Annotated in this window: 10 protein-coding genes; 3 read left to right on the top strand and 7 right to left on the bottom strand. The window is 70.7% G+C overall.

The window, feature by feature from the left end:
* Window positions 1-68 precede the first annotated feature (68 nt).
* On the bottom strand, window positions 69-899 hold the full coding sequence (locus tag A5708_RS02635; protein WP_065027133.1) for a DUF2867 domain-containing protein: 831 nt from the start codon (window positions 897-899) through the stop codon (window positions 69-71).
* Window positions 900-920: 21 nt separating this feature from the next.
* Here A5708_RS02635 and A5708_RS02630 point away from each other — a divergent pair, with 21 nt between their 5' ends.
* Complete coding sequence (locus A5708_RS02630) at window positions 921-1517, top strand: TetR/AcrR family transcriptional regulator (RefSeq protein WP_065027132.1); 597 nt, start codon at window positions 921-923, stop codon at window positions 1515-1517.
* Here A5708_RS02630 and A5708_RS02625 read toward each other — a convergent pair.
* Genes A5708_RS02625 through A5708_RS02615 form a run of 3 tightly spaced genes read right to left on the bottom strand, consistent with a single transcriptional unit; the run spans window position 1491 to window position 5265 of the window.
* Window positions 1491-3686 (bottom strand): AAA family ATPase, encoded by a 2196-nt coding sequence (locus A5708_RS02625; RefSeq protein WP_065027131.1) that lies wholly within the window; start codon window positions 3684-3686, stop codon window positions 1491-1493. The two genes, A5708_RS02630 and A5708_RS02625, sit on opposite strands and share 27 nt — an antisense overlap.
* Window positions 3683-4546, bottom strand: a complete 864-nt coding sequence (gene pssA / locus A5708_RS02620) for a CDP-diacylglycerol--serine O-phosphatidyltransferase (protein WP_065027130.1) — start codon at window positions 4544-4546, stop codon at window positions 3683-3685. The genes A5708_RS02625 and pssA overlap by 4 nt, the downstream gene beginning before the upstream one ends.
* On the bottom strand, window positions 4543-5265 hold the full coding sequence (locus A5708_RS02615) for a phosphatidylserine decarboxylase (RefSeq protein WP_196772513.1): 723 nt from the start codon (window positions 5263-5265) through the stop codon (window positions 4543-4545). Before A5708_RS02615 ends, pssA begins: the two co-directional genes overlap by 4 nt.
* A gap of 65 nt (window positions 5266-5330) precedes the next feature.
* Here A5708_RS02615 and A5708_RS02610 point away from each other — a divergent pair, with 65 nt between their 5' ends.
* A complete protein-coding gene (locus A5708_RS02610; protein ID WP_065027129.1) occupies window positions 5331-6539 on the top strand; it encodes an MFS transporter in 1209 nt (402 codons plus the stop codon).
* Here A5708_RS02610 and glp read toward each other — a convergent pair.
* From glp to A5708_RS02595, 3 genes are all read right to left on the bottom strand, one after another.
* On the bottom strand, window positions 6536-7741 hold the full coding sequence (glp, locus tag A5708_RS02605) for a gephyrin-like molybdotransferase Glp (RefSeq protein ID WP_065027128.1): 1206 nt from the start codon (window positions 7739-7741) through the stop codon (window positions 6536-6538). The genes A5708_RS02610 and glp overlap by 4 nt on opposite strands.
* 20 nt (window positions 7742-7761) lie before the next feature.
* Window positions 7762-8700, bottom strand: coding sequence for an SDR family NAD(P)-dependent oxidoreductase (locus A5708_RS02600; protein WP_065027127.1), 939 nt, complete (start codon window positions 8698-8700; stop codon window positions 7762-7764).
* A gap of 137 nt (window positions 8701-8837) precedes the next feature.
* On the bottom strand, window positions 8838-9899 hold the full coding sequence (locus A5708_RS02595) for an alpha/beta hydrolase family protein (RefSeq protein ID WP_065027126.1): 1062 nt from the start codon (window positions 9897-9899) through the stop codon (window positions 8838-8840).
* Window positions 9900-9998: 99 nt separating this feature from the next.
* Here A5708_RS02595 and A5708_RS02590 point away from each other — a divergent pair.
* The coding region (locus tag A5708_RS02590) for a TetR/AcrR family transcriptional regulator (protein ID WP_065027172.1) at window positions 9999-10453 on the top strand (455 nt) is incomplete at its 3' end.

Below are 10453 nucleotides of genomic sequence, written 5' to 3'. Positions count from 1 at the left end.
TTGCCGCCCCTGAATGGCCACCATAGCCACTATATGCAGTTGTAGGCAAGATTGCAGTTAACTGCAAATCAGGCTCGCGCCGCCGCGGTGCGACCCCGGCGGGCGCTGCGCCGCATCAGCCGTGGCGCCACGACCCGATGCAACGGACCGATCAGCGCCCAGACCGCCGTTGCGGCGATGCGGCGGCGATAGTGCAGGCGGGTGGTGAGCACCGCCCGCCTGCCGTCCTGGCGGCGCAGCGTCAGCTCCCCGCGCATCAGCGGCCCGCGCGTCGCCAACACCAGTTCGTCGGGATCCGACCGGACGATCGACCAACCGATCAGGTGACCGGCGGAGCGGGCCGGGCCCAGGCGCAACCGCAGCACGTTGCGGTGGACCCACAACACGAGCCTTCCGCCCGCGCCCGCCCTGTCGCCGAGGCCGTCGCGAAAAGATTGTTCGGCCGTGCGCGCGTCGCCGGCGGGGATCGGCACTTCGAAGACGTCCACGTAATCGGCCGCGGTTTCGCCGGTCTGGGCGCGCGCGTCAAGCACCGCTGCCGCAACACGTTTCAGGGTTTGCCGCACGACGATGCGGTGCGCGCCGGTGCCGATCACCAGCGCACGGTAGGCCTTGCCGCGGATGCCGGGGAAGTCCGCCCAGGTGGCCGCCCGCAGCCGGGTGTGGGGGGAGCCGTCGAGCGCGTCCAGCTCGAAGACCCATCGGTAGCCGGCGAACCAGTGGCGTCCCTTGAGCGCAAATCGCGACGGTGGTCGGGCCTCGTCCAGGACGAAGCCGAAGGGCACGGTCGACGGGTCGCGCGGGTCGCGGCACAGCACCCGCAGCAGCGCCGACCACGTGTCTTCGCGGTTGGCGTCGATGGTTATGGCATGCTCATCGATATAGGGTAATCGTTCCATATAGAAGGAATGTACTAGATCATGGCACCTCCGCGGAAGCATGAAACCGATGTGATTCTCGACGCCGCCCGGGCGCTGGTGCTCGACGGCGGCCCGCGCGCGGCCGGCGTGGCCGCCATCGCGAAAGCCAGTGGCGCGCCGGCGGGCACGTTGTATCACCGGTTCGGCAACCGCGACGGCATCCTGACCGCGGCGTGGCTGCGGGCCCTCGAACGCTTCCAAGCGCGGGCGCTGGCGGCCGAGGGCGATACCGCGACGGCCACCGCCGTGGCGATGGCCGTGGCCGCCGTCGGCTTCGCGCGCGCTCTGCCCGACGATGCGCGGCTGTTGTTGACGATCCGGCCCGGCGACCTGCTCGACGAGGAGCCCGACGAGGCATTCCAGCGGACGCTCGCCGGTATGAACGCCCCACTGAACCAGCGCGTCGCGGCATTGGCCCGTCAACTCTATGGCAATGCCAAGCCGCGATCCGTCGACGCCGTCGCGCGGGCGGTGGCCGACCTGCCCTACGCCGTGGTGCGGCGCCACGCGCACGACGACCCGATGCCGGGCTGGCTGGAAAAGGACGTGGCGGCGTCGGCGCTGGCCGTGCTACAAAGCTTTGGCGAACGCCCGTAGCGCTTCGACCTGCGTGGGATCCAAAGAGGGGCGGACGTTTTCGTGCGCCGCCGCGAGGTCGGCGGCCGTCACGTCGGTGGCGTCGATGGAGCGGCGCATCGCGGTGAGCGCGGCCTCCCGCAGCAATGCCACGCAGTCGGCGGCGCTGTAGCCGTCAAGTCCGGCCGCCACCTCGTCCAGATCGACGTCGGCGCTCAGCGGAATGGATTTGCCTGCCGTGCGCAGGATTTCGCCGCGGGCCGCGGCGTCCGGTGGCTCGACGAAGACCAGCCGCTCCAGCCGGCCCGGGCGCAGCAGTGCGGGGTCGATGAGATCCGGGCGGTTGGTGGCGCCCAGCACGACCACGTCGCGCAGCGGGTCGACACCGTCCAGCTCGGTCAGCAGCGCGGCCACCACTCGATCGGTCACGCCCGAATCGAAGCTCTGCCCGCGCCGCGGCGCCAGCGCGTCCACCTCGTCGAGGAAGACCAGCGACGGCGCTGAATCCCGGGCACGGCGAAACAGTTCGCGCACAGCCTTTTCCGAGCTGCCGACCCATTTGTCCATCAGTTCGGAGCCTTTGACGGCGTGCACGGAGAGCTGCCCGGTGCTGGCCAGCGCCCGCACGATGAAGGTCTTGCCGCAGCCCGGCGGCCCGTACAGCAGGACCCCGCGCGGCGGCTCGACACCCAGCCGGGCGAACGTGTCCGGGTGCTGCAACGGCCACAACACGGCCTCGGTCAGCGCCTGCCTGGCCTCGGCCATGTCGCCGACGTCATCGAGGGTGATGTTGCCGACGCTGACTTCCTCACTGGCCGAGCGGGACAGCGGCCGGATGACGGTGAGCGCACCGACCAGGTCCTCTTGTTTCAGTTCAGGTGGGCGGCCGTCGGCGCTGGCTCGCGACGCCGCACGCAACGCCGCCTCCCGTACCAGTGCGGCCAGGTCGGCGACGACGAAACCCGGTGTACGCGAAGCTACTTCATCGAGATCGAGTTCGCCGGTGGGAACGTTGCGCAGCAGCGACTCCAGCAGGGCTTTGCGGGTGCCGGCGTCGGGAAGCGGCAGGCCCAGCTCGCGGTCGCACAGGTCGGGGGCCCGCAGCCGGGCGTCGAGCTGGTCGGGTCGCGCGGAGGTGGCGATCAGCGCGACGCCCTCGCTGGCGACCGCGTTACGCAGTTCGCCCAGGATCGGCGAGGCCACCGGCTCGGCGGTGGCCGGCAGCAGGGCGTCGACGTCGGTGATCAGCAGCACGCCGCCACCGTCGCGGACGGTCTGCACCGCCGAGGCCACTGCCTTGAGCCGGTCCTCGGCGCCCAGCGCGCCGACCTCGGGGCCGTCCAGGGTGACCAGCCTGCGGTCGCCGCACACCGCCCGCACCAGCGTCACCTTGCCCACCCCGGCCGGGCCCGACACCAGCACGCCGAGGTTGGCGTCGGCACCCAATGCCTTGAGCAGATGCGGTTCGTCGAGCGCGAGCTTGAGCCATTCGACGAGCTTGGCCGCCTGTGGCTGAGTGCCTTTCAGTTCCTCGACCACCATCTCCGGCCTGGCGACTTCGACCGAAATCCGCGGCGCGGCCCCGGCGCCGGATGGCACGCCGGTGCCCCAGGTGACCAGCGAGTTGGGCTGCACGCTCACCGGCCCCTCGGGGTCGACGCCGGTGACCGTCAGCAGCTCCGAGGTCCAGCTGATGCCGACCGCGGTGGCCAGCGCGCGGGTGGCCTCCGACGTCGAGGTGCCCGGGCCCAGGTCGCGGGGCAGCAGCGAGACGGCATCACCGACGGTGATCACCTTGCCCAGCAAGGCCTGTCGCAGCGTGACCGGCGTGACCGACTGGGTGGCCAGCGCCGAGCCGGACAGGGTCACCGACCGCGCGCCGTAGACGGTGACCGTGGCGACCACCACCGCGGTGCCCTCGCGCAGTCCCGCGTTGGACAGCGTCACGTCGTCCAGCAGCACGGTGCCGACCGGCGTGTCCGGGCCGGCCAGACCGGCTACGGCCGACGTGGTGCGCGACCCGATCAGCGACACCGCATCCCATTCCCGAATGCCTAGTGCGGCAATGGCATTCGGATGCAGCCGAACGACACCACGGCGGGAATCGACGGCGGAGGTGTTCAGCCGGGCGGTCAGCGTGAGCTGACGGGCCGAGCCGGCGCGGTGTACATCGTCGCCGGAGCGACTCACGGCAGGCGCCTACCCGGCTTGCGCAGGCCCAGCCGCGCCACCGACCGGCGGTTGGGCTGCGCCCGGCGGATCGCCCGCCTGGTGGCGCGGCGCTGCTTGGGTGCGTCGTCCCACGCCTCGGGGTGCGCGGCCAGCCAGCGCGAGTTGCGGATGGCGAACGGCACGTGGCACAGGTAGGCGACGATGATCACCCAGATCAAGACATAGGGCGCCAGCACCGCGGCCGCCGCGCAGATCGCCAGGACCGCCAGCAGCGGCGCCGCCCAACTCGGCGGCACCGCGACCGCGTGCATCTTGCGCATCGGGATCTTGCTGACCATCAGGATCGAGGTACCGCTGATCCAGATGCACAGGAACAGTGGCGACGTCCACCAACCGTCACCGAACTGCAGCTTGAGCCCGATGAGACCGATCATCGAGATCGCGCCGGCCGGCGCGGGCATGCCGACGAAGAACTCGTGCGCGTAGGACGGCTGGCTGCCGTCGTCCTGCAACGCGTTGAATCGCGCCAGCCGCAGCACCACGCAGACCGCGTAGAGCAGGATCACCACCCAGCCGGCCGGCGACGTGGTCAGCAGCGTCACGTAGAGCACGATCGCCGGGGTCACGCCGAAGTTCACCGCGTCGGCCAGCGAGTCGATCTCCTCGCCCATCCGGGACTGGGCGTCCAGGATCCGGGCCACCCGCCCGTCGAGTCCGTCCAGGATGGCGGCCGCCGCGATCAGCGCCATCGCGGCCTTGGGCTGGTGTTCGAGGGCGAACCGGATCGAGGTCAGCCCCGCGCACACGGAGAGCACCGTCATCGCGCTGGGCAGGATCTGCAGGTTGACCGCCGGCCGTCCGCGCGGCTTGCTGATCATGGCAGCTCGGCGAGAACGGTCTCGCCGGCGATCGCGCGCTGACCCACCTTCACCAGCGGCTCGGAGCCCGGCGGCAGGTAGGTGTCCAACCTGGAGCCGAACCGGATCAGGCCGTAGGTGTCACCGATCGACAGCTTGTCGCCGACGTGCGCGTCGCAGATGATGCGCCGGGCCAGCAACCCGGCGACCTGCACCGCGACGACGTCCGCGCCGCCGGCGGTGCGCAGGTGCAGGCTGGTGCGTTCGTTCTCGGTGCTCGCCGCGGCCAGGTCGGCCGAGCCGAATCGGCCCGGCCGGTGCTGCACGGCGACCACCTCGCCGCTGACCGGAGCGCGCTGCACGTGGGCGTCCAGCAGCGACAGGAAGATGCTGACCCGCGGCAGCGGCGCGGCGCCCATGCTCAGTTCGGCGGGCGGGGCGGCGAAGTCGATCACGCAGATCTCGCCGTCGGCGGGTGCGACGATCGCGCCGGACCGGGTGGGCGGCACCCGCGGCGGGTGACGGAAGAACCCCGCGCAGGCCCCGGCGGCCAGCAGGCCCGCCCGTCGCACCCATCGGTGCCTGCGGCCGACCAGCGCCAGCGCCAGACCGGCGCCGATGAACGGCCGCCCGGCCGGATGCACCGGTGGGACCGCGGAGCGCACCAACTCCAGCGCGTGTTGCGGGCTGAAGCCCGGGTCCTGAGCAGAGGGGCCGATAGTGCGGGGGCGTCGTGCCACGCGGCCATCTTACGGAGCGCCCGGCTGATTCGTAGACGGCCGCGGAGGGAACGCTCTGCTTCGACATGCAATCGAATGATCGGCGGGCAACGCAGTTGCGCCGGGCGAAAGCCACGGTCACCGCCGTCTTCATCGCGCACGGTCTGGTGTTCTCGTCCTGGGCCGCCCACATTCCCCACGTCAAAGCCGAGCTCGGCCTTTCCGACGCGGCGCTGGGCACGGCGCTGTTCGGCGCGCCCCTGGGCTCGGTGGTGGCCACGCTGCTCAGCCACTGGGCGCTGCCCCGCTGGGGCAGCCACCGGCTGATCCCGGTCACGGTGGCCGGCTATGTCGCGGCCGGAGCGACGGTGGGCCTGTCCGGATCCGCGGCCGCGCTGTTCGGTGCGCTGGCGCTGTGGGGGCTGTTCCAGGGGGCCCTCGATGTCGCGATGAACACCCAGGCGGGCACGGTGGAGCGGCTCGCCAGGGCTCCGATCATGGCGCGGTTCCACGGCATGTGGAGCGTCGGGACGTTGGTGGGCGCCCTGATCGGTGCGGCGTGCGTCGGCGCGGGTGTCGGCCTGACCGCCCAGCTGACGGTGCTGGGGTTGGTCGTCCTGATCGTGGTGGAACCGCTGACCCGCAACCTGATGCCCGACGCGGCGGATTCCGTTGCCGCGTCGCCGGACCCGGACCGGGGCAAGCGGGCCTGGATGACGCCGGCGGTGGCGATCCTGGCGGCCGTGGCGTTCGCGTCTTTTCTCTGCGAGGGCGCCGCCACCGACTGGTCGGCCAACTATCTGCGCAACGTGATCGGCGCCGGCCCGACCGTCGCTGCGCTGAGCTACGCCGCCTACACGTGTGCGATGGTGATCACCCGGTTCGGCGCGCCCCTGCTGCACGCCCGGGTGTCGAGCCGCCGGCTGCTGCCGGCGCTGGCGTTGGTGGCCGTCGCGGGCATGAGTGTCACGCTGGTGGCCGCCAGCGCCTGGATCAGCGTGCTCGGTTTCGCCGCGCTGGGCGTCGGTGTGGCGCTGCTGGTGCCCACCGCCTTCAGCGCGGCCTACGGCGCGAGCGGCTCCGGATCGGCGATCGCCATCGTGGCCGCGGTCGGTTGGCTGGGCTACCTGTTGGGGCCGCCGCTGATCGGCCACCTGTCCGGCCGGGTGGGGCTGTCGGCGGCGTTGGTCACCATTCCGGTGATGATGGCGATCGTCGCCATCGCGATCCGCTGCACCCCGGCCTTCGCCCACGCCGACGACTTCCACCGGGACGTCGCCACGCCCGCGGGCTAGCGCAGATCCCACACCTGCAGCCGGCTCCCCTCGGGCACCTCGACGACGTCCTCGGGGATGTCCAGCAGCCCGTTCGCCGACGCCAGCCACCGCAGGTGATGTGACGCCGGTGGCCCGTAACTGGTGACCGTGCCGGCGTCGTCGTTGAGCACCGCGCGACGGAACTGGCGCTTGCCGCGTGGCGACGTCAGCGACTCGGCGAGCACCGCGGTCCGGTGCGGGCGGTCCGGGTCCGGCAGGCCCATCGCCCTGCGCAGCGCGGGCCGGATGAACACCTCGAAGGACACCAGCGCGCTAACCGGGTTGCCGGGCAGCGTGACGATCGTCGCGCCGGCCACCCGTCCCACGCCCTGCGGCATGCCCGGCTGCATGGCGACCTTGACGAACTCCACGCCCTGGTCGCCCTCGCGCCCGAACGCGTCCTTGACCACCTCGTAGGCGCCGGCGCTGACGCCGCCGCTGGTGATGATCAGGTCGGCGTCGCCCGCATATCGGTCGATGATCGAACTGAATTGGGCCACTTCGTCTTCCGCGGTCGCGACGGCGACCAGCTCGGCACCCGCGTCCCGGACGGCCCCGGCCAGCATGATCGAGTTGGACTCGTAGATCTGCCCCGGCAGCAGCGCGGTGCCCGGTGTCACCAGCTCCGAGCCGGTCGAGATGACCAGCACCCGCTGGCGCGGGATCACCGGCAACTCGGCGATGCCCAGCGCGGCCGCCAAGCCGAGCACGGCCGGCGTCACGACCTGACCGCGGCGCAGCACGGTGGTGCCGGGGGAGACGTCCTCGCCCGCGCGGCGGATGTGCTTGCCGGCGTCGCGGGGCGCGCGGATCGCCACCGCGTCCACGCCGCCGTCGGTGTCCTCCACCGGAACCACGGCCGTCGCCCCGGCCGGCAGCGGCGCGCCCGTCATGATGCGGTGGGCCGTCCCGGGCCGCAGCGTCAGTTCGTCGGTGCGCCCGGCCGGTATGTCCTCGGCGACGGGCAACACCACCGGCCGTTCGGGCGTGGCGTCCGATGTGTCCTCGGCGCGCACCGCGTAGCCATCCATCGCGGAGTTGTCGAAGACCGGCAAAGCCAGCTGCGCCACCACGTCCTCGGCCAGGACCAGTCCCTGGGCCTCGGTCAGCGGCACCGCGACCGGCGGCCGCGCGCGAATCAACTCGGTGACGACCCGCTGATGTTCGGCGACTGAGCGCATCGGAGCCATTATCTCCCGCGTCAGACGGGGAAGCTGACGCCGGTGAGTTCTTCGGAGACAGCCCAGAGCCGACGTTGCAACTCCTCGTCGTGGGACTGCGCGCTGGACTCGACCAGCTTCGGACGGCCACGCTGCTCGAGGAAGCCGGACGGGCCGTAGTACTGCCCGCCCTGCACGGCCGCATCGGTGGCCGCCCGCAGTGTCGGCAGCGCGCCCATGGCCGGGCTCTGGAACAGCACCGGCCCCAGCACGGCCTTCACCGGCCGGAAGACGCCGGGCAGGTTGCGGGCCAGCTCGGTGTTGGAGCCGCCCGGGTGTGCCGCGACCGCAATGGTCTTCGCGTCGGCCTTGGCGGCCAGCCGGCGCTGCAGTTCGTAGGTGAACAGCAGGTTGGCCAGTTTGGATTGCCCGTACGCGGCGATGCGGTCGTATCGGTGTTCCCAGTGCAGGTCGTCGAAGTGGATCGCGGCCCGCAGCCGGTGGCCGAGGCTGCTGACCGTCACCACCCGCGAGTCCCGCACCACCAGCAGGCTGTCTAGCAGCAGCCCGGTCAGCGCGAAGTGGCCCAGATGATTGGTGCCGAACTGCAATTCGAAGCCGTCCGCGGTGACCTGCTTGGGCGTCCACATCACCCCGGCGTTGTTGATCAGCAGGTCGATGCGCGGGTAGGCCGAGCGCAGCGCCTCGGCGGCCGACCGGATGGCGTCCAGCGAGGTCAGATCCAGCTGCTGCAGCGTGACATCCGCGCGCGGGCTGGCGGCGACGATGCGCGACAGCGCCGCGTTGCCCTTCTCCAGGTTGCGCACCGCAAGCACGACGTGGGCGCCGCGGTAGGCCAGTACGGCCGCCGCCTCATAGCCGATGCCGGTGTTGGCGCCGGTGACGACGACGACGCGGCCGCTCTGATCCGGGACGTCACCCTCCGACCAATTGCGGTTCTCTGCGTCGTTGGAAGCCATGGCCAAAACATACTCATCGGCGGCGGACCGCGCCGGGTTGGGTGACGGCCTCGCGATGGCTCGCTTGGGCTGAGCCTGCGAAGAAAACCGTTATCCATAAGGCGATTTCCTGGGGTTCGGCAAACAAGCCGGGTGCTTCACCGCGCCGGCGATGCCATTTGCCCGCGCACCCAGGCGATGATCTTGGGCACCACCTCAGGGGCCTTGCTTATGGCGACGTGGCCGGTGCCCTCGATCAGGTGCACCTCGGTGTCGCGGCGGCCCCGGAAGTCCAGCGTGTCGGACTGCGGGATGAAGTAGTCGTCGGCCCCGTTGATCACCAGCATCGGCGAATTGAGCTGCTGGGCAAGAAGATTCGCACGGTTGAGGCGCCCCATGCCGGCGCTGAGCTCGTCGAGGGTGGGGGAATGGTCCCAGTGCATGGCGTTGCCCAGGATGTCATGCATGCCGTAGGGCAGCCGCACGAGATTCTCCGGACCGAACGCGGCGACAAGCGGGCCACCGAGATCGACTGCGGCATCGACGATTCCGGACAGCCCGGACATCGCGGAGAAGTTGCCGCCGAACGACGCGCCGAAGTGAGCCACCCGGCCGTCGCCCAGCGTCCGCGCGTAGTCGGCGAGGCCGCGGATCACCTCGTCGGCGTGCTCGTCGAGCGGAACCGCGGTCTCACCGGTGCCGGGGTGGTCGAAGGCCATCGTGGTCACGCCCGCGCCCTGGGTGAATGCGACCCACCAGGGGTGGATGTCCATCTTCCAGGTATCCACTCCGCCGCTGGCGATCAGCACCGGCCGGGCCGGGTAGTCGTCGTCGGCCGCGTACAGGTGTACCGGCACCTCGACGGACGCGCCGCGGTATCCGACGGTGATGATGCGCCGCTCGAAGTGCACCGGAAAATCGTCGGCGGCCAACTGAAATTGCTCGAGTTGATGCTGCATCGCCTTGGTGCGCGCCGGGTCGGTGAGGCAGGGAAACTTGGCACACCCGTAGATGAGGGAGGCCATCCGGTGTTCGCCGCGTGTGGCGTATTCGCTTGCCAGGCTTGACCATTCATAGACCCAGCCGCCTGGCGCGTCGGTCCACATGTCGTCGACGGCCGAGCGGGCCCGCTCGATGTCGTCGAGTGGGATGCCGAACTTCGCGAACTGGTCGGTGCGGTCTTCGAACATGGCCGCGGTGTCGATGTCGTAGGTGTACATGATGGCCTGCTCCTTATTTTCACGGCCCGTTGAGACTAGTCTCACGCTACGTTGAAATTAGTCTCAACGCAAGAGGAAACTCACGCTACGATGAAACTCATGGCGAAGAGATCGATAACTCCCGGTCCGCGAGATGAACGCGGGGTGCTGGCCGCGCGGATCGTGGCCGCCGCCCGCGACGAGTTCGCCGAACACGGCTGGGCCGGCACCACCATCCGCGCGATCGCCCGGGCCGCCGACGTCGATCCCGCGCTGGTGTACCACTACTTCGGGTCGAAGGAGAAGCTGCTGGACGCGGCGACCAACCCGCCGCAGAAGTGGCTGGACAACGTCGCCAAGGCCTGGGCCACACCGGTGGAACAGCTCGGCGCCGCGGTGCTGACGCTGATGCTGGCCAGCTGGGAGGACGAGGAGGTGGGGCCGACGCTGCACGCCATCCTGCAGACCGCGGCGCACGATCCGACCACGCGGGAGAAGCTGCGGCGCGTCGTCGCCGGCAGCCTGATGGGCGCCGCACAGCTCGGCGTGGACGAACACGAGCGCCTGATCCGCAG

Source organism: Mycobacterium colombiense, assembly GCF_001672755.1.
In the GTDB taxonomy this organism is placed as follows: domain Bacteria; phylum Actinomycetota; class Actinomycetes; order Mycobacteriales; family Mycobacteriaceae; genus Mycobacterium; species Mycobacterium colombiense_C.
This window is presented reverse-complemented; position numbering and strand designations above follow the sequence as displayed.

What these genes read in the sequence shown, in the direction of transcription:
- A5708_RS02635 (WP_065027133.1), bottom strand. Translation starts at nt 899, where the DNA reads ATGGAACGATTACCCTATATCGATGAGCATGCCATAACCATCGACGCC.
- A5708_RS02630 (WP_065027132.1), top strand. Translation starts at nt 921, where the DNA reads ATGGCACCTCCGCGGAAGCATGAAACCGATGTGATTCTCGACGCCGCC.
- pssA (WP_065027130.1), bottom strand. Translation starts at nt 4,546, where the DNA reads ATGATCAGCAAGCCGCGCGGACGGCCGGCGGTCAACCTGCAGATCCTG.
- A5708_RS02610 (WP_065027129.1), top strand. Translation starts at nt 5,331, where the DNA reads ATGCAATCGAATGATCGGCGGGCAACGCAGTTGCGCCGGGCGAAAGCC.
- glp (WP_065027128.1), bottom strand. Translation starts at nt 7,741, where the DNA reads ATGCGCTCAGTCGCCGAACATCAGCGGGTCGTCACCGAGTTGATTCGC.
- A5708_RS02600 (WP_065027127.1), bottom strand. Translation starts at nt 8,700, where the DNA reads ATGGCTTCCAACGACGCAGAGAACCGCAATTGGTCGGAGGGTGACGTC.
- A5708_RS02595 (WP_065027126.1), bottom strand. Translation starts at nt 9,899, where the DNA reads ATGTACACCTACGACATCGACACCGCGGCCATGTTCGAAGACCGCACC.